The 23,742-nt window shown below is 63.7% G+C and carries 20 protein-coding genes; 11 read left to right on the top strand and 9 right to left on the bottom strand.

Going from position 1 to position 23,742, the window contains the following annotated elements; translation table 11 throughout:
• The first annotated feature begins 96 nt into the window (after positions 1 to 96).
• On the top strand, positions 97 to 1,272 hold the full coding sequence (locus BMY91_RS01555) for an acyl-CoA dehydrogenase family protein (protein WP_090817363.1): 1,176 nt from the start codon (positions 97 to 99) through the stop codon (positions 1,270 to 1,272).
• Here the strand turns inward: BMY91_RS01555 and BMY91_RS01550 are convergent.
• Complete coding sequence (locus BMY91_RS01550; protein WP_175538739.1) at positions 1,269 to 1,880, bottom strand: TetR/AcrR family transcriptional regulator; 612 nt, start codon at positions 1,878 to 1,880, stop codon at positions 1,269 to 1,271. The two genes, BMY91_RS01555 and BMY91_RS01550, sit on opposite strands and share 4 nt — an antisense overlap.
• A 149-nt stretch (positions 1,881 to 2,029) precedes the next feature.
• Here BMY91_RS01550 and BMY91_RS01545 point away from each other — a divergent pair, with 149 nt between their 5' ends.
• Genes BMY91_RS01545 through BMY91_RS01530 form a run of 4 tightly spaced genes read left to right on the top strand, consistent with a single transcriptional unit; the run spans position 2,030 to position 8,296 of the window.
• Positions 2,030 to 3,364 (top strand): ABC transporter substrate-binding protein, encoded by a 1,335-nt coding sequence (locus tag BMY91_RS01545; RefSeq protein WP_090817360.1) that lies wholly within the window; start codon positions 2,030 to 2,032, stop codon positions 3,362 to 3,364.
• Positions 3,361 to 4,308, top strand: coding sequence for a carbohydrate ABC transporter permease (locus BMY91_RS01540; RefSeq protein WP_090817357.1), 948 nt, complete (start codon positions 3,361 to 3,363; stop codon positions 4,306 to 4,308). Before BMY91_RS01545 ends, BMY91_RS01540 begins: the two co-directional genes overlap by 4 nt.
• Positions 4,305 to 5,219 carry a carbohydrate ABC transporter permease gene (locus BMY91_RS01535; RefSeq protein ID WP_090817354.1) on the top strand — a complete coding sequence of 305 codons (915 nt, stop codon included), beginning with the start codon at positions 4,305 to 4,307 and terminating at the stop codon, positions 5,217 to 5,219. Before BMY91_RS01540 ends, BMY91_RS01535 begins: the two co-directional genes overlap by 4 nt.
• Positions 5,219 to 8,296: a glycoside hydrolase family 2 TIM barrel-domain containing protein gene (locus BMY91_RS01530; protein ID WP_090817351.1), complete on the top strand. Its 3,078-nt coding sequence runs from the start codon at positions 5,219 to 5,221 to the stop codon at positions 8,294 to 8,296. The genes BMY91_RS01535 and BMY91_RS01530 overlap by 1 nt, the downstream gene beginning before the upstream one ends.
• A gap of 180 nt (positions 8,297 to 8,476) precedes the next feature.
• On the opposite strand, the gene BMY91_RS01525 is transcribed toward BMY91_RS01530, so the two are convergent.
• Together BMY91_RS01525 and BMY91_RS01520 are read right to left on the bottom strand one after the other, a co-directional pair.
• Positions 8,477 to 9,895 (bottom strand): MFS transporter, encoded by a 1,419-nt coding sequence (locus BMY91_RS01525; RefSeq protein ID WP_090817349.1) that lies wholly within the window; start codon positions 9,893 to 9,895, stop codon positions 8,477 to 8,479.
• The gene (locus BMY91_RS01520; protein ID WP_090817346.1) at positions 9,892 to 10,431 is read right to left on the bottom strand and encodes a winged helix-turn-helix transcriptional regulator; all 540 of its coding nucleotides are present in this window, start codon (positions 10,429 to 10,431) and stop codon (positions 9,892 to 9,894) included. The genes BMY91_RS01525 and BMY91_RS01520 overlap by 4 nt, the downstream gene beginning before the upstream one ends.
• A gap of 246 nt (positions 10,432 to 10,677) precedes the next feature.
• On the opposite strand from BMY91_RS01520, the gene BMY91_RS23340 reads away from it, so the two are divergent.
• Both BMY91_RS23340 and BMY91_RS01510 read left to right on the top strand, forming a co-directional pair.
• Positions 10,678 to 11,463: a peptidoglycan-binding protein gene (locus BMY91_RS23340; RefSeq protein WP_177179820.1), complete on the top strand. Its 786-nt coding sequence runs from the start codon at positions 10,678 to 10,680 to the stop codon at positions 11,461 to 11,463.
• Positions 11,464 to 11,579: 116 nt separating this feature from the next.
• Entirely contained in the window at positions 11,580 to 13,718 is a 2,139-nt protein-coding gene (locus tag BMY91_RS01510; RefSeq protein ID WP_090817344.1) for a phosphocholine-specific phospholipase C, read from the top strand.
• Here BMY91_RS01510 and BMY91_RS01505 read toward each other — a convergent pair.
• From BMY91_RS01505 to BMY91_RS01490, 4 genes are all read right to left on the bottom strand, one after another.
• The gene (locus BMY91_RS01505; protein ID WP_090817341.1) at positions 13,715 to 15,049 is read right to left on the bottom strand and encodes a glycosyltransferase 87 family protein; all 1,335 of its coding nucleotides are present in this window, start codon (positions 15,047 to 15,049) and stop codon (positions 13,715 to 13,717) included. The two genes, BMY91_RS01510 and BMY91_RS01505, sit on opposite strands and share 4 nt — an antisense overlap.
• Before the next feature lie 3 nt (positions 15,050 to 15,052).
• Positions 15,053 to 16,222: a cystathionine gamma-synthase gene (locus BMY91_RS01500; RefSeq protein WP_090817338.1), complete on the bottom strand. Its 1,170-nt coding sequence runs from the start codon at positions 16,220 to 16,222 to the stop codon at positions 15,053 to 15,055.
• A gap of 46 nt (positions 16,223 to 16,268) precedes the next feature.
• Positions 16,269 to 17,654: a cystathionine beta-synthase gene (locus tag BMY91_RS01495; RefSeq protein WP_090817335.1), complete on the bottom strand. Its 1,386-nt coding sequence runs from the start codon at positions 17,652 to 17,654 to the stop codon at positions 16,269 to 16,271.
• A gap of 91 nt (positions 17,655 to 17,745) precedes the next feature.
• Complete coding sequence (locus BMY91_RS01490; RefSeq protein WP_090817332.1) at positions 17,746 to 18,138, bottom strand: VOC family protein; 393 nt, start codon at positions 18,136 to 18,138, stop codon at positions 17,746 to 17,748.
• A gap of 143 nt (positions 18,139 to 18,281) precedes the next feature.
• Here BMY91_RS01490 and BMY91_RS01485 point away from each other — a divergent pair, with 143 nt between their 5' ends.
• The 3 genes from BMY91_RS01485 (at position 18,282) to BMY91_RS01475 (ending at position 21,146) form a co-directional block, all read left to right on the top strand.
• A complete protein-coding gene (locus BMY91_RS01485) occupies positions 18,282 to 19,253 on the top strand; it encodes a DNA-3-methyladenine glycosylase family protein (RefSeq protein WP_090817330.1) in 972 nt (323 codons plus the stop codon).
• A 106-nt stretch (positions 19,254 to 19,359) separates the two neighbouring features.
• On the top strand, positions 19,360 to 20,334 hold the full coding sequence (locus BMY91_RS01480) for an ATP-binding cassette domain-containing protein (protein WP_090817328.1): 975 nt from the start codon (positions 19,360 to 19,362) through the stop codon (positions 20,332 to 20,334).
• Positions 20,334 to 21,146 (top strand): ABC transporter permease, encoded by an 813-nt coding sequence (locus BMY91_RS01475; RefSeq protein WP_090817326.1) that lies wholly within the window; start codon positions 20,334 to 20,336, stop codon positions 21,144 to 21,146. The genes BMY91_RS01480 and BMY91_RS01475 overlap by 1 nt, the downstream gene beginning before the upstream one ends.
• Here BMY91_RS01475 and BMY91_RS01470 read toward each other — a convergent pair whose 3' ends face one another.
• Positions 21,147 to 22,823 carry an AMP-binding protein gene (locus tag BMY91_RS01470; RefSeq protein ID WP_090817324.1) on the bottom strand — a complete coding sequence of 559 codons (1,677 nt, stop codon included), beginning with the start codon at positions 22,821 to 22,823 and terminating at the stop codon, positions 21,147 to 21,149.
• A gap of 83 nt (positions 22,824 to 22,906) precedes the next feature.
• Between BMY91_RS01470 and BMY91_RS01465 the strand changes: the two genes are divergently transcribed.
• On the top strand, positions 22,907 to 23,185 hold the full coding sequence (locus tag BMY91_RS01465; protein WP_011775682.1) for a putative quinol monooxygenase: 279 nt from the start codon (positions 22,907 to 22,909) through the stop codon (positions 23,183 to 23,185).
• A gap of 121 nt (positions 23,186 to 23,306) precedes the next feature.
• On the opposite strand, the gene BMY91_RS01460 is transcribed toward BMY91_RS01465, so the two are convergent.
• The gene (locus BMY91_RS01460) at positions 23,307 to 23,684 is read right to left on the bottom strand and encodes a thioredoxin family protein (RefSeq protein ID WP_011775683.1); all 378 of its coding nucleotides are present in this window, start codon (positions 23,682 to 23,684) and stop codon (positions 23,307 to 23,309) included.
• Positions 23,685 to 23,742: the final 58 nt, after the last annotated feature.

The raw sequence follows: 23,742 nt of genomic DNA, 5'->3' as shown, positions 1-23,742 counted from the left end.
CCTGCCGGCCCTGGGCTGCCGCCTGCCGGCACTCGGCTGCCGGTGCGCTGGCCCGCGGCTGCCGGTCCGCTGACCCGTGGGGCCTAGGATGCTGGCATGAGCGATTCAACGACGAACACCTCCGACGTCCTTGCCTTGGATTCCCTGCTGACCTCGGACGAATTGGCCCTCCGCGAGAAGGTCCGCGATTTCACCTCCCAGCGGATCCGGCCAAACATCGCCCGCTGGTACGAGGACGCAGTTTTTCCGCGGGAGATCGCGCCCGAGTTGGGCGAGCTCGGCGTCCTGGGCATGCACTTGGAGGGGTACGGCTGTCCCGGCCGGTCCGCCGTCGATTATGGATTGGCGGCGATGGAACTGGAAGCCGGCGATTCCGGGATCCGCACGTTCGTGTCGGTGCAGGGCTCCCTCGCCATGACGGCGATCCACACATGGGGCTCGGAAGCACAGAAGGAGCAGTGGCTACCCCGCATGGCGGCCGGCGAGTTGATTGGATGCTTTGCCCTGACGGAACCGACCGCGGGTTCGGACCCATCGTCCATGACAACGTTTGCCCGGGAAACGGGCGACGGCTGGGTGTTGAACGGTGCCAAGCGATGGATTGGTCTGGCCTCGATTGCCGATGTCCTGGTGGTCTGGGCCGGCACCGATGACGGTATCCGCGGCTTCCTGGTTCCGGCGGGGACCTCCGGGGTGACCGCGACGCCCATCGAGCCGAAGCTCTCCATGCGCGCCTCCATTCAGTGCGATGTAACGTTCGACGACGTGCGGCTGGCACCGGATGCCATCCTCCCGGGTGCCAGCGGACTTCGGGGACCATTCTCCTGCTTGAACGAGGCCCGCTATGGAATCGCGTGGGGTGCCATGGGCGCGGCACGCGACTCGTACGAGGCCGCCCTGGAGTACGCAGCCAACCGCCTCCAGTTCGGCAGGCCGCTGGCGGGCTACCAGCTGACGCAGGAGAAACTGGTGAACATGCTGGTGGAAATCCAGAAGGGCACCTTGCTGGCATTGCATCTGGGCCGCCTGAAGGATGCCGGTCATCTTCAGCCCCAGCAGATCTCCCTGGGGAAGCTGAACAACGTCCGCGAGGCCATCAAGATCGCAAGGGATGCCCGGACCATCCTCGGTGGGAACGGCGTCACGCTGGATTACTCACCGTTGCGGCATGCCAACAATCTGGAATCCGTGCGGACTTATGAGGGCACGGACGAGGTGCACACCCTGATCCTGGGCCAGCACATCACAGGAATTGGAGCATTCCGCGGCTAACTTTCCGGGAGGACCAGGAGCTTGAAGTAGCCGCGCAGGCCCTTGGCGACATCCACGTCGTCGGGGGCCAGCAGCCACTGGGTCTGAAGCCCGTCCCATAGGGCAACCAAGGACATGGCGGCTTCATCCGGATCAATGCCGGGCCGCAGCCTGCCCTGGGCCGCCAGTTCAGCGAAGCGCCGGGCATAGCTCTTGCGCAAACGTTCAAAGCGCTCGGTGAAGTATTCGCGCCCGGGGTGCCCATCGGTGACGGATTCGGCGCACAGCACGGTGTACAGCTCAATCACGCCCGGAATGTCCTCGTTGAACAGCGCTGTACGGATCACGGAGTCCACCAGGCCTTCCTCCATGTCATCGGGGAAGGAGCCGCTGGTGATTTCATCGCGCCGCTTCAGGACCGCCATCAGGAGCTCGCTCTTGGAGGGGAAGTAGTGCAACAGGCTTGTCTGGCTAAGGCCAACCCGGTCGGCAACCTCTTGCAGGGATCCGCCACGATAACCACGGGCAGCAAACACGGCATGAGCAGCGTCCAGGATGGTCCGGCGCCGCTCCTCGGATTTCGCGTAGGGGCCCCGCCTCGCTGCGCGGCCCACGTCCTTTGTGGTCATGGCTAGCCAGTGTACATGCGTGTTACGGGCCAGATCTAAAATTCGAGTGGTTACTCGAATTTTCTGTTACCGTGGTCACACTTGCTGCGGTTGGACCCCAAGAATCCACACGCCGGCATAGTCAACCTGACACGAAGAGGTGAAGGCTCATGACCCGTTTCACGCGAAGACAACTCCTGGGCGCCGGCCTGGGCACAGCGGCCATGGGCCTGCTGGCTGGGTGCGCAACTCCAGGAACACAGTCCGTCAACGCTGCCCCGACCATTCCCGCCGCCGGAGGGCCCGTGAGGCTCACCTACTGGGCCTGGCTCAAGGACTTCCAGAACGTGGCCGATATCTGGAACGCGGCGAACCCGAATGTCCAGGTGGACGTGGTGTGGATTCCCGGCGGCAACGCCGGCGGCTACCAAAAGCTCTACTCTGCCCTCGCCGCCGGAGGTGGACCGGACCTGGCCCAGGTTGAACTGCGCTCCATCCCCGAGTTCATGCTGGTCAACGGACTGGTGGACCTTTCCCGCTACGGCGCCAACCAGCATTCGCACCTCTACGACCCCACGTTGTGGAAGCAGGTCAGCTACACCGGCGGAGTTTACGGCATTCCCCAGGACTCAGGGCCTATGGGCATGTTCTACCAGCCGGCCATCTTGGACAAAGTGGGCGCAGGCACCCCGAAAACCTGGGACGAGTGGGCCGGTGTTGCCGCGGAACTGAGGGCCGTTGACACGTATCTGGACTGCTTCCCCATCAGTGACGCCTCGCCCTTTGCCTCCTTCGCCGCACAGGCCGGAGCTGCATGGTTCCGCCCGGAAGAGGACGGCTGGGTCATCAACATGACTGACGAGGCCACTCTTAACACTGCCCGCTTCTTCGACAAAGCGATCGACGACGACCTCGTCACCACCGCCTACGGCGCCTTTTCGCCGGGCTGGTTTGCGGCCGCAGGCAAGGGCGGCATTGCTTCGACCATTACCGGCAGCTGGGGCGATGCCCTGGTTGAGGGAGTCAGCGGCTCCGAAGGCAAGTGGCGGGTTGCGCCCATGCCCACATGGGGCAGCACGGGATTCGGCTCCACCTACCTGGGCGGCTCCACTGCGGCCGTCCTGGCCAACAGCAAACACCCCCGCGAAGCACTCGACTTTGCCGTGTGGCTGACCACTTCCACAGAAGGAATCGATGCCGAGATCAAGAACAGCGGCATCGGCTGGTCACCCAACCCCGACTTCATCGGCTCGGACCGCCAGCAGCCCTCTGCGTTCTTCGGAGGCCAGCGTTACAACGAGGAAGTCTTCGTACCGGCCACGCAGCAGCAGAACCCTGACTGGTCCTGGTGGCCGGTGACCCAACAGTCTTTCAACATCCTCAGCGATGGTTTCCGTAAGAAAGCTTTCGGTACCTCTTTGGTGGATTCCATCGCGGCTTCCGAGCAGCAGATCATCACCGTTTTCAAGAACAAGGGCCTCACGATCCGGAAGGAAACGGCATGACGACAACCCGCACCGCCCCTACCACGCAGCGTCCCGCCGCAGCTGCCCGCCGCCGCAAAAGGACAGGCGCCGCCGCACGTGCACCCTGGCTCCTGCTGGCACCGTTCCTGGGGCTCTTCATCCTCACGTTTCTGCTCCCCATTGTGGTGGCCATCATGTCCAGCTTCACCAAGGTGACGCGCAGCGGGCTCTTTGGCGAAGCTGGGGTGACCAGTGAGTTTGCCGGCTTCAGCAACTACGCCCAAGCTCTGGCAGATGGCAGCTTCGTGGCCTCCATCGGCCGGATGCTGCTGTTCGGCATTGTCCAGGTGCCCGTCATGATCGTGTTGTGCACCGTCCTGGCCCTGATGTTGGAATCGGCCTCCGCCAAGTGGCCGGGCTTCTTCCGCGCCGCGTATTTCCTCCCCTACGGCGTACCGGGCGTCATCGCCACCATCCTGTGGTCCTTCCTGTATGTGCCCGGGCTCAGTCCCTTGTTTGACGCGGCCAAAATCGTAGGGCTGACGCCCGATTTCCTGGGCGCCAACAGCGTGCTGTGGTCCATCGCCAACATCGTCACCTGGAGCTACACGGGCTACAACATGCTGATCATCGTTGCGCAGCTGAAAGCCATTCCGGTGGAGCTGTACGAGGCAGCCAAGATGGACGGTGCGTCTACGTGGCGCGTGGCCCGGAGCATCCAACTCCCACTGATCCGCCCAGCGCTCATGCTCACCACAGTGTTCTCCATCATCGGAACCTTGCAGCTGTTCGCGGAGGCCCAGGTCCTCAAGACCGTGGCCCCGGCCATCGACAGCCAGTACACGCCCAATCTCAGTGCCTACACAACAGCGTTCGCCTACAACGACTACAACGTCGCTGCCGCCCAATCGGTCATCATTGCCGTGGCCGCGTTCGCCCTGTCCTTCGCCTTCCTCGCACTCACCAACAGGAAGTCATCATGACCGCCACAGCCACCAAGCAGCCCAAAGCCACTGCCCGCAGCCAAGCTGCTGCGGGTCCGGACCGCTCAGCCGGACGACGCCGGTCCTCCACCATCATCGTCACCGCACTTTTGGTGGTGGTGGCCCTGTACTTCCTGATTCCCGTGTACTGGGTCTTCGTTGCCTCCACCAAGTCCACCGCCGATCTCTTCTCCACCAACGGCTTCTGGTTCGCTCCCACGTTCTCCTTGTGGGAGAACATCGGCCGTGTTGTCAGCTATGACAACGGGATCTTTGGCCGCTGGTTCCTGAACTCCGCCATCTACGCAGGAGTTGGCGCCCTGCTGGCCACCTATTTTGCAGCTGCGGGCGGTTACGCCCTGGCCAAGTACGAGTTCCGGGGACGCAACCTGGTGTTCGGCACCATCCTGGGTGGCGTCCTGGTTCCAGGCACGGCAACAGCCCTGCCACTGTTCCTGCTGTTCAGCCAGCTCGGCCTGGCCAACACCTACTGGAGCGTCCTCCTGCCGTCGCTGGTGTCCCCGTTCGGCTTGTTCCTCTGCAGGATCTACGCGCAGGCCACCGTGGATACCTCGTTGATCGAAGCTGCGAGGATCGATGGTGCCGGGGAACTCCGCATTTTCCACACCATCGGGCTGAAGGTTCTGACCCCGGCGCTGGTCACGGTGTTCCTGTTCCAACTGGTGGGTATTTGGAACAACTATTTCCTCCCGCTGGTGATGCTCTCCGACTCAGAGCTCTACCCCATCACGCTCGGCCTGAACAACTGGCTCAGCCAAGTGGACCGTTTGCCTGAATTCTATGAACTGACCACGGGCGGGGTGCTGCTTTCCATCATTCCGCTCAGTATCGCCATGGTTGTCCTGCAGCGCTTCTGGCGCGGCGGACTGACAGAAGGAGCCGTTAAGTAATGACCGACGCCAGCTACATCACAGACCGTGGTCCGGGTTCAGGTAACCGCCTCCCCGCCCGTTCGTGGCTGCACACCGATGCCCCCACGCTCTCTCTGAACGGCCAGTGGCGCTTCCGGCTCCTGGCCGGTGCGCCCGGTACCCCGGGTGGACGCGGTGTCCTTCCCGCCGGAGAAGCCGTTGAGGGAGTCGCCCAGGAAACACTGGATGATTCCGCCTGGGACCAGATTGCTGTGCCTGCGCACTGGGTACTGGAGGGCGAGGGCCGCTACGGGCGCCCCATCTACACGAATGTCCAGTTCCCGTTCCCCACTGATGCTCCCCACGTCCCGGATGAAAATCCCACCGGCGACTACCGGCGGACTTTTGAGGTACCGGAAAACTGGAACGACGCCGGTAAGACAGTCCTGCGGTTCGACGGCGTCGAATCCCGCTACAAGGTGTGGCTCAACGGAACCGAGATCGGAGTAGGTACGGGCAGCCGGCTGGCCCAGGAATTCGATGTCACAGAGGCTGTACGTCCTGGCCGGAACGTGTTGGCCGTCCGCGTTCACCAGTGGTCAGCTTCCGGTTACATCGAGGACCAGGACCAGTGGTGGATGCCGGGCATCTTCCGCGATGTCACCCTGCTGGCGCGTCCAGCAAAGGGCATCGACGACGTCTGGTTGCGGACGTCGTTCAGCAACGGCACCGGCGGGATCGACCCCGAAATTACGGCGGATGCGGACGCGTTCCCCCTCCGTTTGTCGGTCCCCGAGCTGGACGTCGACGTCGTGTGGTCCTCCCCTGCCGACGTCGCCCCGGTGGTGATCGCCGCCGTCGAGCCTTGGTCCGCAGAAGTGCCGCGGCTGTACACCGCGACGGTGGCCGGCACGGGTGAGACCATCACCCAGAAGATCGGTTTCCGCACGGTGGAGATCCAAGGCGACCGGTTCCTGGTAAACGGCAAGCGCGTGGTGTTCCACGGCGTGAACCGTCATGAAGCCCATCCGGACCGCGGCCGCGTGTTCAATGAGGATTTTGCCCGCGCCGACCTTGCCCTGATGAGGCAGTTCAACGTCAACGCGATCCGCACCAGCCACTACCCGCCGCACCCGCGCTTGCTGGATATTGCAGATGAGCTGGGGTTCTGGGTGATCCTTGAGTGTGACCTTGAGACCCATGGCTTCGAGCGGCATGGTTGGGTGGGCAATCCCAGCGACGATCCCGCCTGGCGCGAAGCCTACGTGGACCGTATGGAGCGCACAGTGGAGCGGGACAAGAACCATCCCTCCATCGTCATGTGGTCCCTGGGCAACGAGTCCGGCACCGGTTCCAATCTCGCGGCGATGTCCGCCTGGGCACATGCACGCGATACCGGGCGGCCGGTCCACTATGAGGGCGATTACACCGGCGCCTACACCGATGTTTATTCGCGGATGTACTCCTCCGTGCCGGAAACCGAGGCGATCGGCCGCGACGATTCCGGCTCGCTCCTTCTGGGCTGCTCCGCCGCCGAGTCCGCGCGGCAGCGCACCAAGCCGTTCATCCTGTGTGAGTACGTCCATGCCATGGGCAACGGCCCTGGTGCGATCGACCAATACGAGGACCTTGTGGACCGCTACCCCAGGCTGCACGGTGGCTTCGTCTGGGAATGGCGCGACCACGGTATCCGCACCACCACAGCTGACGGCACGGAGTTCTTTGCGTACGGCGGCGACTTTGGCGAGGTTGTCCACGACGGCAACTTCGTCATGGACGGCATGGTCCTCTCAGACTCCACACCCAGCCCGGGGCTCTTTGAATACAAGCAGATCGTGGCTCCGGTTCGATTGGGCTTCGCCACGGAAACGCTCGACGGCGGCACGCGCCGTTTCGTCTCCGTCGCCAACCTGCGGCACACCGCCGACACCTCGGACGTCGTGCTGCGATGGCGCACCGAGGTGGACGGTGCGGTGCACGCTTCCGGCGAGCTGGACATCATCACCTCCGAGGGTGCGCCCCTGGCCGCCGGGGATACAACCCGGATCGGTTTACCGGAGTTCGCAGCCGTGGCATCCGGTGAATACTGGCTCACCGTGGAGGTGGCTCTCCGCAAGGACACGGCCTGGGCCGACGCCGGGCATGTGATCTCCGCTGCCCAGCTGGAACTGGCCCGGGCACGTCCCCGTTTGGTGGCCCCGCGTCCGTTGAGCTTGGACCGACGTGCCGACGCTGCTGCTGAGGGGACCGTGTCCCTGGGCCCTGCCCGTTTCGAGGAAGGCCGGCTGGTCTCGCTCGCCGGACTCCCCGTGTCCGGGCCACGCCTTGAGTTGTGGCGCGCACCCACGGACAACGATCGCGGTGCAGGGCGCGGCAGCTACGACCTCGCCGACCCATGGCTCAACAACGGCGACGGCGTCCCTGCTCCATCCATGGAGGCGGTGTGGCGTGCTGCCGGTCTTGACCGGCTGGCCGGCAGGGTGGAGAAGGTCTCTGCCGACGATTCAGCCGTGGTGGTCCGCACCCGCTACGCGGCCGCGGACGCCGCACATTGGGTCTCCGTGGAGGAGAACTGGCAAATTTCCGACGGCGGGCTGTGGCTCCGCCTGGACATTGTTCCAAGCTCCGGGTGGAACATCATCTGGCCGCGGGTGGGGGTGCGTTTTGACCTGCCGGGATCCGTGGACAGTGTCTCCTGGTTCGGCACCGGACCCCTGGAGTCGTACCCGGACAGCATGCACGCCGCACTGGTGGGCCGGTACGCAGCAGGCATCGACGATCTTTCGGTGAACTACGCCAAGCCCCAGGAATCGGGACATCGCAGTGCTGTCCGTTCACTCGAGCTGCAGAATGCCGGTGATCCGTGGCTTCAGTTCAACGCCGTTGCCGACTCCCGTGGCCGCTTGCCGGGCTTCACCCTTGCCCGGCACACTGCCCAGGAGATCTCCGCGGCGGCACACCCGCACGAGTTGCCGCCCAGCCACGGCAGTTTCCTGTATCTCGATGCCGCCCAGCACGGACTCGGTTCAAGGGCGTGCGGACCGGATGTGTGGCCGGACTACGCCTTGCGGCCGGAAGCCCGGACACTCACGTTCCGGATCACTGAAGCGGGCTAGATTCCACCGTTGCGGGGCCTGTTTTGCGCCTTTCCTTGCTCCCGAAGCGCGCAGAGCGGGCCCCACAACGCCACCCCTTGCGTTGCGGGGCCTGTTTTGCGCCCTTCCTGGCTCCCGAAGCACGCAGAGCGGGCCCCACAACGCCACCCCCTTGCGTTGCGGGGCCTGAAGGACCCCGTATCAGGCAACCGCCACGGGTTCCTTCTTCGCTGCGTCCTTGCGGATGGTCGCGCTGATGACCGCGGCCACTGTGCACATGGCAGCGGCACCAAGCCAGGCATAGTTGTAGTGCCCGGTGGCGTCACGAATGAAACCAGCGGCGAGCGCGGCCGCGGCAGCCCCGAGCTGGTGGGCTGCGAAGACCCAGCCGAACACCACCGAGCCGTCCGCGCCGAACACCGAGCGGCAGATCGCTGCGGTGGGTGGCACGGTGGCTACCCAGTCCAGCCCATAAACCACCACGAAGATGATCATGCTTGGTTCTACTGACGAACCCAGCAGCAGCGGCAGCACCAGCAGGCCGATCCCCCGGAACTGGTAGTACACGGCCAGCAGGACTTTGGGGTTGAAGCGGTCGGTCAGCCAACCGGAGGCAATGGTCCCCACGATGTCGAAGATCCCGACGACGGCCAGCAAACCTGCCGCCGTGGTTTCCGGCATACCGTGATCATGCGCCGAGGGAATGAAGTGCGTGCCAATCAGCCCGTTGGTGGTGGCCCCGCAGATCGCGAAGCCCGCTGCCAACGCCCAGAAAGTCCGCACCTTGCTGGCACGTTTGAGTACCTGGAGTGCCCTCACAGCGGCGTTGGCCGAGTCCTTGGGAGCGGAAGCCGCGGACGACGCAACCGGATGGTCCGCGCTGGACGTGGTGCCGGCGTCGGCCGCTTCGGCATCGGGAACGTCGGCACCATACGGCAAGACCCCGACGTCGGCGGGTGAGTTCCGCAGCCAGCGCAGCACCAGCGGGACAACTGCGAGCGCACCGGCGGCGATGAGAAGCGAGGCACCCCGCCATCCGGGATTCTGCGCCAGAGCAGCAATGAAGGGAAGGAACACCAACTGGCCCGCAGCGCTCCCTGCAGTCAGGATGCCGATCACCAGTCCACGGCTCTTGGCGAACCAGGTGTTGGCGATGGTCGCGGCGAAGACGAGGGCCATGGAGCCTGTACCGAGTCCGATCAGCAGGCCCCACGTCAGAAGGATCTGCCAGGACTGATTCACCAAGACGGTGAGCGCTGAACCCATGCCGATGAGGCACAGCGCCAGCGAGGTGACTTTCCGGATGCCGAAGCGTTCCATCAGGGCGGCAGCGAACGGCGCCGTCAGCCCGAACAGGACCAGGTTGATGCTGACCGCCAGGGACAACACCGTGGTGGACCATCCGAATTCCTGCTGCAGGGGGACCATCAGCACTCCAGGTGCTGCACGGAAACCGGCCGCTCCTACCAAGGCAAGGAAGGCTACTGCGGCAACAATCCAGGCCGGGTGGATCCGGCGTCGTTTGCCTGAGGGAACACCCTTCGTTCCGGACTGGATTCCTGTCTTTTCCTGGACCCCCGTCTTTTCCGGCGGAGTCCCTGTGACATCGGGAGCGGTCATGCGGAGATCTCCGTTTCGGGGGTGAGGGTTACGGGAGTTTGGGTTTGGGTGGGTGCGACGGCGAGTGGCAAGGCATGGGCGCTGCGTTTGAAGCTGTGCCAACTGGTATTGGCGGCCGTGAGGGCTATGCCGCAGTGTGTGCAGGTGTCCGCTGACATGGTGGACTGTCCGCACTCCGTGTGGATGACCTTCATGTGAGACACCTCGTTGGGGGCGTCAAGGTGTTTTTCGGCCCAGATAATGATGGCGTTGAGGACTGGCAACGCGTCCTCGCCCTTGGGAGTGAGGACGTACTCCTGCCGGGTCCGGGTTCCGTCCAGGTACGGGCGCTGGGCCAGCAGACCTGATTCCACCAACCAGCCGAGCCGCTTGCTGAGGACGTTGTCCGCTACCTCAAGGCGTTGTTTGATGGCATCGAAGCGGCCATTGCCGAAGAAGATCTCCCGGAGGACCAGGCTGCCCCAGGGATCCCCAAGGACGTCGAGGCCCCGGGCGAGGCTACACGTGCGGGCAGACCAGTCAGAACGAAGAGGCATGAGCACAAAGTATCTGACTTTTCTAAAGAAAGCTAGGTCGAGACGCTTCGTGAAAGTTCACGTCAACCATGGCCATCAGCTGCCCCTCCTGCCGCCAGCACCCCCGAAACCAAGTAGCGCCCCATAAAAGACGAGTATCCCCATCGGGTTCCCAACCGCCAGGGAGTTCCTACAATCAAAAGTGTCTGGGGATTCTGAATATCCATTCCGGCTTCCTTAGCGGATCCACTCCCGCTTGGAGTTCCCATGACTCTGCACGGCGACCCACAACTGCCCCTCCCTCCGGCAACCGAAGCACCCTTCCGATTCCGGCGCGGAGCGCCTGGCGCAACCCTCAAGTCCCTTGTGGCGGCTGGAACCATGCTTGTGGCCATTGCCATGACGCCGCCGCTTCCGGACTTCGGCCCGCCCCAGCCTGCCGGCTCATCCATCGCCCTGGACTCGGTGTCATTCCAGCGCCTGGCGACTCCCGCCATCGCGGGTCCTCCACATGATCCGGCTGCACCAGCGCCAGCCGAACCTCCAGCCGAACCAGCACCAGCCGAGCCACCGGTCGCAGCCCCGGAGGAAGCCCCGGAGGAAGCCGCCGCACCAGCTCCAGCCGAGCCTCCAGCCGAAGCGCCCGGGACGCCGTCCGCCGTCGTGATTCCGCCAACCGAGGCCGCCCCACAGCCCCCGGCCACGGAGCCCCAGCCGGCACAGCCCGGCTGGACCATCTACGTGGCCGGATCCGGAGGTCAGGATCTGGTTGACGCATGCATCGGGCCGATCCACTTCACGCCGACCGACAGCTACTCCCTGTTCATTACCGAACACGATTTCTGCGGCGGTTGGGCACGGTTCTCCGGCATCGGAGTGGGCCAGCCCGTCACCCTTGCCGGCTATGGAAGCTACATAGTGACAGCGCGTGGACAGGTTCCGTTGGGCGGCACCACCAGCGATGTCCTGGCCGTCTTCGGCGGCTTTCCCAGGGCCGTACTGCAAACGTGCATCCCTGGAACCAGCCAGATGCTGGTGATAGCGCTCAATTAAAGAAACCCAGTGTGATCTGCGCGACACACCCCGCTGGTTTGCCTTGGTTTCATCGGCGGTTCACTCGACGTGCCTACGCTTGCCCGGTCAACTCTGACCACGAAAGGCACTCCTGAATGTCCTCGAATATCCCCGATTCGGTTAATCGTTCAACCAATACGAAGGGACTGTCCCGTCGCGGATTCCTCGGTACCGCCGCTGCCGCAACGGCACTCGCAGCTACCGGGTCCCTCTTGCCTCCCTCAGTACAGGCTGCGATGGCAAAGCCCGTGCCGCCGGGAAGCCTGCAGTCCATCAAGCACGTGATAGTTCTCATGCAGGAAAACCGCTCGTTTGATCATTACTTCGGCTCCCTGCGTGGCGTCCGCGGCTACGGCGACAAGGCGATCACGCGTCTTCCCAACGGCACGTCGATGTTCGAGCAACCCCGGGCCACGGGCGGGAGCGTGCTGCCGTTCTCCCTCCGCAAGGCGGCGGAACTGGCTGGCAGGCCGGGTTCCGATATCCAGTACCTGGGCGACCTGGACCACTCCTTTGCGGGCACCACCACCGCGTGGAACAACGGCTGGTGCGACAAGTGGATTCCGGCAAAAAGCGCGTCCACCATGACGTTCTACCAGCGCCAGGACATCCCGCTGCAGTACGAGCTCGCTGACACTTTCACCATCTGCGACGCCTACCACTGCTCTGTCAATGGCTCCACCAACCCCAACCGCAATTATCTGTGGAGCGGCACCACCGGCAACGAGCCGGCCAGCACCAAACGTGCCGTGACCAACGCCGCCTACAGTTACACGCACGGTGGCTACAGCTGGACCACCTACCCCGAGCGCCTGGAAGAGTCCGGTATCTCCTGGAAGATCTACCAGGACTGGGACAACTTCACGGACAACGCCGTGGAGTACTTCCAAAACTTCAAGGCGATAGGCCGCAAGATGCTGGCGTCCGTGGAAGGAAACTTCCGGACCACCGAAGAGTTCTACGACACGATCAAGGGCAAGGCGCCCGCTGAGCAGGATCGCCTGCTGGCCCAACTTGAGCAGGGCCGCGCCGTTCTCACGGACTCCGAGAAATCCCTGTTCGACAAGGCCATGTGGCGCGGCCGGCCCAACACTCTCCTGGAGCGACTCAGCGCTGACATAGCCGATGGAACCCTGCCGAGGGTCAGTTGGCTGGTGCCGTCTGCAGCGGATTCCGAACACCCGGGAGCATCCACTCCCGTGGGCAGTGCAAACTTTGTCTACCGCTTGCTGGACACCGTCGCCAGCCACCCGGACACATGGAACAGCACGGCGATCTTCCTGAACTTCGACGAGAATGACGGCTACTTTGACCACGTCCCTCCGCCCGTCCAGCCGCGCCCTGCGTCCGGCGAGTCCACCGATTGGACCACCGCCCAGCCCATCGGACTCGGCCCCCGTGTTCCCATGACGGTCGTCTCACCATGGACGGTGGGAGGCTACGTCAGCTCCGAGGTCTTCGACCACACCTCCGTCATCCGTTTCCTGGAACGCTTGACCGGTGTGCAGGAACCCAACATCTCGCCGTGGCGCAGGGAAGTCTGCGGCGACCTGACCGGCGTTTTCAACTTCCAAACGCCCGGCACGCCCCCGGTTCTGGACCACCCAGGCGCTGTGCCCGCCAAGATCAGCCGTTGGCGCCCAAATCCCCCGGAAATCCAGGTGGCCCCGCTTCAGGAGCCCGGCTCCCGCCCAGCCAGGCCACTCCCCTACCGGCCACAGGTCTCAGCAACGGTCCGGCCTGGCAAGCTCGCCCTGGCTCTGGACAACAGCGGCACACGGTCCGCTCACTTCACCGTGTATGGCTATGCGGGCGAAGTCTCCGAACCCCGGCACGTGGACGTCTTGGGTAGCCAGAAGGTGGAACTCCCCGTCGCCTCCGGCACTTTCGACGTCGTCGTCACCGGTCCCAACCGGTTTCAGTACGAACTGACAGGCACGACGACGGGCGCCGCGTCCGGCGTCGACGTCACCGTTAAAGGTCGCCGCGGTAAGAAAGCCGTGGAGCTGGAGTTGCGCAATGACGGCACCGAAACGTTAACACTGCAGCTGGAGTCGCTGCAGTATGCGCCGAACAACCACACCGTGAAACTCAAGCCAGGGCATACGAAGAAGGTCGGTTGGGACACCCTTGCTGGTTGGTACGACATTCAGGTGACGTCGGCAGAGGACAGCTCTTTCAGGCGTCGCCTGACCGGCCGTGAAGAAGACGGCAACGAGGGCATCTCCGGCTAGGTCCGGTGTGGAGAATCCGGTCCTTGTTCGTTGTTCGCGCCGTACACCGGAGAGGACAACGAACGGGGGCCGGATTCGACGAACCGTGCCCGGGAGGGCCGGTAGGCCAAAACCCAGTAGACCAGCATGGCGATCCCGCACACCACACCGAGACTGGAGACCATGAGCTGCCACTGGGTCTGTGGGTCCTTGCCCCACTCGGCAGCACCGGCCCACACTGCCAGATTCTTGGGGGTCATGTAGAAGGCAATGGTGGAACAAACCACAATGACCCAACCGGCCGTACGCATCTTCCCGGTATGTGAGGGAACCCGGTGCATGGCGAACGCCATGCTGGGCAGGGCAACGGCAACCCATACCCAGTGGTGCGACCACGAAACGGGGCTGATCAGAAGCATCAGGATGGCCGTGGCGGAGACTGCAATGAAGTTCTCGTCTGCATCCACAGCCCACTTGATGACCAGGGCAGCAATGAACGCCAACCCCAGGGACAGGACCAACCACAGCAAACTGGTGAGCGGGGAGTCCGGCATGCCGAAGTGCAGCAGCAGCCCCTTGACGGACAGATTGTCCACATACGCCGGTCCACCGATACGGCCGGTGTCCGGCAGGATGGTGGTCCAGAAATTAAGTGAAGCTTGCGGCAACGCAGCCCATGCCACCGCGATGGAGCCGAAGAAACCCGCAGCCATCCAGCCAAGTGCTTTGAAGTCGCGGCGGACCAGGAAGTACAGACCGAATGCCAGCGGCGTGAGCTTCACCCCGGCGGCCAGGCCGATCAGGAGGCCGGCGGGCCAGCGGATGGCGCCTGCGCGCACTTTTCCGTAGAGCAGGAAGTCAAGCAGAATCACACCCATCAGAATGATGTTGATCTGGCCGAAGACGAACGTGTCCCGCCATGGTCCCAGGAGCAGTATGGCCCCTGTGCCCACCAAAGCCGTGGTGCGGAACCGGTAATCGGCGAAGGCCTCCCGCCAAGTGGTCGCCCGAAAGTAGTGCTTGGCCAAGGAAGCGGCTACCACTGCTGCCCCCACCAAGGCCACCACGATGAACACCAGGCTGCTGGCAAAAAAGCCCATGGCTGACAGTCCGGCGAAGAGCAACGCCGCGAAGGGCGGGTACGTGAACGGCAGGCCTTCCCGGACGGCGTAGAGATCGCCGCCTTCCAGGACCTTGTCGCCACCGTAGAAGTACACCTCAAAGTCGTTCAAGGCGGGCTGGTAGTCGGTGTACAGGAACCACACTGCAACGGCGAGGGTCAATGCCCCCGCCACGGTGAGGGTCCAGCCACGCCTGGCGGTGGAAGCCACCGGGTGAGAAAGGGAAGTCACGTGTTAGCCGTTGCTGATCTTTGTGAACGCCTGCTCAAGGTCCGCGATCAGGTCCTCGGCTTCTTCGATGCCGCAGGACAGTCGCAGGAGGTTGACGGGAACAGCCAGCTCGGTGCCCTTGACGGAGGCGTGGGTCATCTCGGAGGGGTAGTTCATGAGGGATTCGATGCCGCCCAGTGACTCCGCGAGGGTGAAGACGGACGTGGATTCGGCAACCGTGCGTGCTGCTGCCTCGCCACCCTTGAACTGAACGGACACCATGCCGCCGAACTTCTTCATCTGCTTGGCTGCAAGCTCGTGGCCCGGGTGGTCAGGAAGGCCCGGGTACAGCACAGCTTCCACCTCGGGACGCTGCAAGAGCCATTCAGCCACCGCCTGGCCGTTCTCGCTGTGGCGGTCCATGCGGACGCCCAGGGTCTTCAAGCCACGGGTGGTCAGGAAAGCATCCATCGGGCCGGAAACAGCACCAACGGCAAACTGGATGAACCCGATTTTCTCCGCAAGCCCAGCGTCCTTGACCACGATGGCACCGCCCACAACGTCGGAGTGGCCGCCGATGTATTTGGTAGTGGAATGGACCACGACGTCGGCCCCCAGGGCCAGCGGCGTCTGCAAGTAGGGAGAGGCGAAGGTGTTGTCCACCACCAGGAGGGCACCGGCGTCGTGCGCCACGGCGGCGAGTGCCTCGATGTCGGTGATTTTCATCATCGGGTTGGACGGCGTCTCCACCCATACAATGCGGGTCTTGTTCGCTGTGACTGCTGCAGCCACGGCATTGAGGTCTGACATGTCCACGGGCGTGTTGCCGATTCCCCAATCACCCAGGACGCGATTGATGAGACGGTACGTGCCACCGTAGGCGTCGTTACCCAGGACGATGTGATCGCCCGGGCGGGCGACTGCACGGATAAGGGAGTCTTCGGCAGCCAGGCCCGAGCCAAAGGAGAACGCGGCTGTTCCACCTTCCAGTGCGGCCAGCTGCTCCTGCAAAGCGTCGCGCGTTGGATTCCCGCCGCGGCCGTATTCGTAGCCGGAGCGCAGGTTGCCGATGCCGTCCTGGGCGTAGGTAGAGCTGAAATGCAGCGGCGGCACCACGGCACCGGTCCGCGGTTCAAAGGCCTGTCCGGCGTGGACGGCGCGTGTATTGAACCCGGCGTTGTTGGTGGCAGACATGGAGGCTCCTCTGTGTTCGTTGGACGATTGGATCGGGCGCGGAGCGCTAATTGCTCAGGTACGCCAGAAGGTCGTGGCGGGTCAGGATGCCCACCGGGGCGCCCGCGAAGGTCACCATCACGGTGTCAACGTCGGACAGCAGCTCGCGTGCGGCGGAAATGGTTTCCAGTGAGCCAATCACGGGCAGGCGGTCACCCATGTGTTCGGAGATCTTGTCGGTCAGTTTGGCTTCGCCACGGAAGAGTTTGCTGGTGAGGCTTCGCTCGTCCACGGCTCCCATGACCTCGCCCATCACCACGGGCGGCTCCTGTGAGAGGACCGGGATGTGGGAGACACCGAACTCGTTCATGATGTTGATGACATCGCGGACGGACTCGTTGGGATGGATGTGCACCAGGTCCGGCATCTCACCGGTCTTGGATTTCAGGACTTCGCCCACGGACGCTTCTTCACCGCCGGAAAGGAAGCCGTAGGAACGCATCCACTGATCATTGAAGATCTTGGCAAGGTAGCCGCGGCCGGAATCCGGGAGGATCACCACAACCACCGCGGACTCGTCCAGATCCTTGGCTGCCTGCAGCGCGGCCACCACGGCCATGCCGGAGGAGCCACCCACCAGGAGGCCTTCTTCCCTGGCCAGGCGGCGGGTCATGGAGAAGGAGTCGGCATCGGAAACGGCTATGACGTCGTCCGGCACGGAGGGATCGTAGTTGTCGGGCCACATGTCCTCGCCAACGCCCTCAACAAAGTACGGGCGGCCCGTGCCGCCTGAGTAGACCGAACCTTCCGGGTCCGCGCCGATGACCTTGACCCGGCCGCCGTCGGACTCTGCCCGGTCAGCGGAGACCTGCTTGAGGAAGCGGCCCGTGCCGGTGATGGTGCCGCCCGTTCCGGCGCCGATGACCACGTGCGTGACCGTGCCATCGGTGTCCTGCCAGATTTCCGGCCCGGTGGATTCGAAATGGCTTCCGGGAGCGGCAGGGTTGGAGAACTGGTCCGGTTTAAAAGCGCCGGGGATCTCGCGGACCAGGCGGTCGGAAACGCCGTAGTAGCTGTGGGGGCTGTCGGGGGCAACGGCCGTGGGCGTCACCACAACCTCGGCACCGTAGGCCTGCAGGACGGCGCGCTTGTCCTCGCCCACTTTGTCCGGCACAACAAAAACGCACTTGTAGCCCTTTTGCTGCGCCACGAGCGCCAAGCCCACACCCGTGTTCCCCGACGTCGGCTCAACGATGGTCCCACCTGGCTTGAGGCGGCCGTCCTTCTCCGCGTCTTCGATCATCTTCACGGCGATCCGGTCCTTGATGGATCCGCCGGGATTGACGTATTCGAGCTTCACGAGGACGGTGGCTTTGATCCCGTCCGTTACGTGGTTGAGCTTGATGAGCGGCGTATTGCCGATGAGGTCCAACACGGACTGGGCATACTTCATAGGTACAAAGTTACCGCCTGCCTGCAGTGGGTCTTGCTTCGGCCCCGTACCCGGCAACCACGGCCCGGGCGGGCAAGGGGCAGGGCACGGACTACGTTCCGGCGGAGGTGTCGGTCTGCCACACACCCAAAACGTTGCCCTCGGTGTCCTTGAAGTAGGCGTACCAGCCCATGGTGGGTACTGCGTCCTTGGCCTGGACCACACTGCCCCCTGCGGATTCCACCTGTGCCAGGGCAGCATCGATGTCGTCCACGTCAATGGTGATGATGGGCGTCGTGAGGGTTTCCGTCCGCGGGAACAATGCCCCGTTGATGGCACCCGGCTCCTTGGGGGTTCCTGTTTGCTCGTCGGAGGGGGCGGTAATGGCGATGGTGTAGTCCATCCCTTGCATGGGGCTCAGATTCCAGCCGAAAGCACTCTCATAGAAGGTGTTGGCCCGCTCTTTGTTGTCCGTAGGAATCTCAAAATGCACTATTGCGGCCATGATTGGCGCTCCTTGCTTCCTGGAAATGTTCCTGGGATGTGGCGCGGCCCACCCGCGCCACATCAGGGAGTCTAGCGTTGGCCGCCTGCCGCCGTAAGGGCTCCCAGGAGCAGATTGTCAGCCGGGCGTGGGACCATGAAAACATGACCATCGCAGAGGCCCCGCCCCTTGTTGCGGCCGCGGCAGATGCGGCCGCTCGATGGCACCCCGGCGGTTCCTTCCGCTTGGACCAGACCATGTTTCCGCTCATGCGCGGCAACGCTGATCCCTCCTTCGCGGCGCACGCCAATGGTTTCTGGACGGCCTTCACCACTGCCTCCGGACCGGCCACCTTAAGGCTCTCCGCGGGCGGTTTGGGGGCTGATTCCTTTGTGGATGCCCAATCGTGGGGACCCGGAGCCGGGGATGCGGTTGCCGGAGTGCCGCGGCTGTTGGGCGCGGAGGACGATTGGTCCGGCTTTGACGAGCCCGCGTTCCATTCCACGCTCCCGCGCCTCGTCACGGAAGCACGACGCCGGAACCTGGCTGTGCGGCTGCCTTCCACCGGGCGGGTGGTTGACTCCCTGGTGCCCACCATTTTGGAGCAAAAGGTCACCACTTTGGAGGCGAGGCGAGGCTACCGGTACTTGATGTATCGCCATGGGACGCCGGCGCCGGGCAAGGCCCCCGTGGGGCTCTTGGTCCCTCCCACCGCCAGGCAGTGGTTGGCCATCCCGTCCTGGGAGTGGCACAAGGCCGGGGTTGGACCACAACGTTCAGCCACCGTGATGCGGGCGCTGCAGTCCGCCGTCGCGCTTGAACGGCTGGCCGGGGTGGACTCCGCCCAGGCCGGCGCCAAGCTTCAGACCATTCCCGGTATTGGCATTTGGACCGCAGCTGAAGTTGTCCAGCGGACGCACGGTTGCCCGGATTCAATCTCCGTGGGCGACTACCATCTGGCGTCCTACGTGGGGTATGCCCTGACGGGCGAAAAGACCGATGACGCAGGCATGCTCCAGCTCCTGGAACCGTGGAGTGGACAGAGGCAGCGGCTGGTGCGGATGCTCTATTTGAGCGGCTTCCGCAAACCCACTTTCGGACCGCGAATGACCGTCCAGGATCACCGCGGGCACTAAGTTTTCATCGCGGACGGGAGCTGTCCGCAAGGGCATGGACGACCCTCCCCGGCGGGTATACCGTGGCGCGTAGGAGCCATCACCAGCCGTCCATGGAGTCCCTGGAGTGACCGTGATCCACACCAAGAAACTCACCAAAACCTTCACCGTGAAGAAGGAAACGGTGGAGGCCGTCAAGGGCGTGGACATCGACGTCGCCCCGGGCGAACTCGTCGCCTTCCTGGGCCCTAACGGTGCAGGCAAGTCCACCACACTGCGCATGCTCACCACGTTGCTGAAACCAACGTCGGGGTCGGCCACGGTGGCAGGGGTCGATGTCCAGAAGGATCCCGCCGGCGTCCGTGCCCGCATCGGGTACATCGGCCAAGGCAACGGCGGTGGGCACAGCTACCGGGTGATCGACGAACTCATCTTGCAGGGCCGCTTCTACGGGATGAACACCAGCGATTCGAAGGCCCGGGCTGAGACGCTCATGGCGTCCCTCGACCTGGGCGACCTCGCCAAGCGGACGGTCATCAAGCTCTCCGGTGGGCAGCGGCGACGCATGGATGTGGCGCTGGGGCTGATGCACTCCCCCGGCCTTCTGTTCCTGGATGAACCGTCCACGGGCATGGACCCCCAGAACCGCGCCAACCTCTGGGAGCACATCATGCGGATGCGCGAGGAACACGGGACCACCATCGTGCTCACAACGCATTACATGGACGAGGCCGACTCCATGTCCGAGCGCGTGATCGTGATCGACCACGGCACCATCATCGCGGACGACACCGCCTCCCGGCTCAAAGCGAACCTCGCCGGTGACCTGCTCGCCGTGGAGGTTGCCGCAGGCTCGGCATCCGAGGTACGTGGCTTGCTGGGCCGCGCGGCCGCCGAAGGCGACATCCAGGAGAACGCGTACGACGGCGTGGTCCGCTTCCGCCTCCGGCTGGCACAGGGCGCACGGCTTGCGCCGGGGCTGCTGAAGGAGATGCACGACGCCGGCGCTCCCGCCCAGTCGCTGGAACTCAAACCGCCTACGCTTGACGACGTCTTCCTGGAACTCACCGGCCGCAGCCTGCGGGAAGGAGCTGAAGTCTGATGATCGGACAAGCCGTGAGCCCTGGAGTCGTCCTCCAGAAACGTGGGCCCCGGAGCGTCGTGACGGATACGTGGTTCGTGTTCTGGCGGGAGATGTTGTTGCCGCTGAGGGATCCGTTCTCGCTGATTTTCTCCCTCATCCAACCGTTGGTGTTCCTGGGGCTGTTCGGGCCCTTGTTGGGCTCGGCTGTTGGCGCCCCGGCGTTCGGTGGCCAGTCGACGCTGCAATGGTTCCTCCCGGGCGTGGTGGTGATGATTGCGCTGTTCGGCACTTCGATGACCGGCTCAAACCTGCAGTACGAACTGATGACCGGTTCCTACGAGCGGATCCTGGCCACCCCGTTGTCCCGGTCTTCGCTGATGATCGGCCGGGCGCTGAAGGAGTGGGCTCCCTTGGTGGTCCAGGGCCTGCTGATCTCAGTGGTGTGCATCCCGTTCGGCTTCGTGTTCCATCCGCTGCATGTGCTCTTGGGGTTGGTCATCCTGGGCATCTTCGGCATCGGTCTGGGCGCCCTGTCCTACGCGTTGGCGCTGGTCTCGCAGAACAAAGAATGGATCTTCTGGGGCGTGCAGCAAACTTTGCTGTTCCCGCTGATGATCCTCTCCGGCATCATGCTGCCCATCGAGGCGGGTCCGGGGTGGATGAAAGTGGCCAGCCTCTTCAATCCCCTGACCTACCTGGTCAACGCCGAACGGGAGCTGTTTGCCGGACGCATTGGCATGGATACGATGTGGGGACTCGTCGCCGCCGTGGTGACTGCCGCCGTCGGGCTTGTGGTGGGAATCCGGACCATCAACCGGAACACCAACTAGCTACAGATGCAGGCGGGAGACCGCTTCCTGCCGCATCTCCACTTTCCGTACCTTGCCCGAGACCGTCATGGGGAAGCTCCCGCGGACATCGATGTAGCGCGGGATCTTGTAGTGGGCCAGCTTTCCCCGGCAGTACTCTGCAAGGTCCTCGACGGTGAGCGTGGCCGCGCCGGGTTTAAGGATGATGCAAGCCATGAGTTCCTCGCCGTACTTATCGTCCGGAACACCGATCACCTGAACGTCCTGGATGGACGGGTGCAGGTACAGGAATTCCTCGATCTCGCGGGGATAGATGTTCTCGCCGCCGCGGATCACCATGTCCTTGATGCGGCCCTCGATCACCACATAGCCGTCCTGGTCCATCCGGGCAAGGTCCCCGGTGTGCATCCAGCCCTCGGCGTCGATCGCTTCTGCGGTCTTATCCGGCTGGCCCCAGTAGCCCTGCATCACCGCATAACCGCGTGTGCAGAGCTCCCCGATCACACCATGCTCCACTACCTCGCCCGAACCCGGATCCACGATCCGGGTCTCCAAATGCGGCATGGTCCGGCCCACCGTGGTGGTGCGCTGCTCCAAAGTGTCCCCGGCCCGGGTCATGGTGGAAACCGGCGAGGTTTCCGTCATGCCATAGCAAATGGCCACATCCACCATGTGCATCTCTTCGATTACCCGGCGCATGACCTCAATGGGACATAGGGAACCGGCCATCACACCGGTCCTGAGCGTCGAAAGATCGTAGGATCCGAAATCCTCCAGCGCCAACTCTGCGATGAACATGGTGGGCACTCCGTACAGCGACGTCCCCCCGAAGTCCTGCACGGCTTCCAACGCGGCCGACGGATTGAAGCCGCGGCCCGGAATGATGGTTGCCGCTCCGAAGCTCAGGGCATTCACATTGCCGATTACCATGCCGAAGCAGTGATAGAACGGCACCGGAATCACCACGCGATCGCGCTCGGTGTACTTCAGGAGCCTGCCGATCGAGTTCCCGTTGTTCAGGATGTTGTGGTGGGTCAGGGTTGCACCCTTGGGGAAACCTGTGGTTCCGGACGTGTACTGCAGGTTGATGGGATCGTGCGGGTCCAGTTCCGCCATGCGGTCACGGACTGCGGATGGCCCGACGCCGTCAGCCCGGGTCAGGAGCTCTCCATAGCTCAGTTCGTGGCCGGCCTCCGGAGCCCCTGCCGTGAGTCCAATGACCGGTTCGCCGGGGAGGAAGACCAGTTCCCTGAGCTCGGGACACGTGCCCGCAGCTTCCCTGGCCATGCCAACGTAGTCGCTGTTCCTGTCAGACGGCGCGGTGACCAGCATCCGCATCCCGTTCTGTTTGACCACGAACTCCAGCTCGTGGCTGCGGTACGCCGGGTTCACGTTGACCAGCACCGCCCCGATCTTGGCTGTGGCGTATTGCAGGATGGTCCATTCGGCGCAGTTGGGGCTCCAGATGCCGATCCGCTCACCCTTGGCCACCCCTTGTGCCAGCAATGCGCGGGCCAGGCGATTGACGTCGTCGTTCAGTTTTTCGTAGCTCCAGCGGCGGGCGTCTCCGCCAGGAACGGCAGCCGCTTCAATCAGTGCGTCCCGCAAGGGAAACCGGGCGGCGATGCGCTCGAAATGAGCGCCGATGGTCTCTTCGAGCAGCGGGACGTCAGTGTCTCCGGCAGTGTAGGACAACATGACGGAACGCTACCAAGGGACTGCCCGCAACAGAACCGTAACCACCTCCAGCAGCTCCGTGTCCTGCCGGTAGGGTTGAAGCCATGAGTGCACCCATTGACCTGCAGGCCACGTTCATCCCCAACGAAGGCGAGTTCTTCCGCGTGAAGCTCGCTTTGGAAATCGCCATCGATGAGGTTGTGAACGAGCCCGGCTGCATCCGCTACGAACTGACCGAAGCCACGGAGGAGAAGCTCGTCCTCACGGAGCGCTGGGAATCCGAGGAACTCCTTGAGAAACACTCCAAGGGCATCGCCGTCCAGGACCTGAACGAGTCCCTCAGCGCATTGCTCGCCGAGCCTGTGAAGCTCGAGCGCCTCTAGGCGCCGCAACGGGGCGCCGCAAGAACGGGACGCCGCAACACCGCCAGAACGCCTTAAAGCAGCGAGGTCGCCGGAATTTTCCGGCGACCTCGCTGCGTTCCGGCGAATTCGCCGGGTTGGTCTAGTTTTCCTGCGCCTCGGCACGGGCCTTGGCAACGTGGGCGTGGACCTCTTCCATGTCCAAACCCTTCACGGCCTCGATGACTTGCTCAAGCTGCGGGCCGTTGAGGGCGCCAGGCTGCGAGAAGACGAGGACCTTTTCGCGGAAGGCCATGAGCGTGGGGATGGAGGTGATCCCGGCTTCGGCAGCGAGCTGCTGCTCGGCCTCGGTGTCCACCTTCGCGAACACCACGTCAGTGTGCTTCTCCGAAGCGGCCCCATAGGTGGGCGCGAACTGGCGGCACGGGCTGCACCAGGCAGCCCAGAAGTCCACCAGGACAATATCGTTGTCCTCGATGGTCGATGCGAACTGTTCTCCAGTGATGTCAACTGTAGCCATGCTTCCACGGTACGCGACCCCGCCTGCTAAGTCCCGTGGAGGGTTGGCCTGTTCGCTC

Source organism: Arthrobacter sp. yr096, from assembly GCF_900108925.1.
Classification (GTDB): domain Bacteria; phylum Actinomycetota; class Actinomycetes; order Actinomycetales; family Micrococcaceae; genus Arthrobacter.
Note: the sequence above shows the minus strand (reverse complement) of the source record. Positions and strands in the feature narration are given on the sequence as shown.